This is a genomic window from Rhizobium sp. 05N430 (assembly GCF_056396985.1).
On the sequence record NZ_JBFTMO010000046.1, the window covers coordinates 1 to 851 of the forward strand.

The following is an 851-nucleotide window of genomic DNA, read 5'->3' on the forward strand; positions in this document are numbered from 1 at the left end:
TCATGCAGCTTCGACATCGACTTGATGACCGTCTGGTGGTCGCCGATGATCTGATCGACAACGAGGCCGACACGCTCGGTGCCGGTCGAGATGACCACCACCTTCTGGTGAACGTCAGGCTTGGTGCCGGTGCGGAACAGATCGCGAAGTCGCAGGAACGGCACCAGGCTGTCGCGCAGCGAGATGAAGCTCCGCCCGCGCGAACGCAGGTCTTCTTCGAGCGAAAGCTCGAGGCATTCCTCGACCGCCGACAGCGGAATGACGTAGCGGCCGGAGCCGACACGAACGAGCAGACCGTCGATGATCGCCAGCGTCAGCGGAATGCGAAGTGACACATCCGAGCCTTCGCCCGGCTTGCTTTCGATATCGATGGCGCCGCGCAGCGCCTCGACCGTCTTCTTGACGACATCCATGCCGACGCCGCGGCCGGAAAGATTGGTGATCGCCGCGGCCGTCGAGAAGCCCGGCGCGAAGATCAGCTGCAGCAGTTCGGAATCCGACAGCGGCTGGCCAGGCGCAATCAGGCCCGACGACTCCGCCTTGGCGCGGACCCGCTCGCGGTTGATGCCGCGGCCGTCGTCCTTGATGGAGATGATCACCTCGCCGCCGGACTGACGGGCAGACAGTGTCACCGTACCGGTTTCGCTCTTGCCGGCAGCAAGACGGTCGGCAGGCGTTTCCAGACCGTGATCGATGGAGTTGCGGACCAGATGCACCAGCGGATCGGCAAGGCGCTCAATGACGGTCTTGTCCACTTCGGTGCTTTCGCCCTCGGTGACCAGTTCGATTACTTTGCCGGTTTCGCGGGCGAGATCATGCACGAGGCGGCGGAAGCGCGAGAATAGCGTGGC

The 851-nt window shown here is 63.8% G+C and carries 1 protein-coding gene; it reads right to left on the reverse strand.

Annotated features, from left to right (window positions below; all coding sequences use genetic code 11):
* The coding region (locus tag AC1DJO_RS29840) for a chemotaxis protein CheA (RefSeq protein ID WP_477974130.1) at window positions 1-851 on the reverse strand (851 nt) is incomplete at both ends.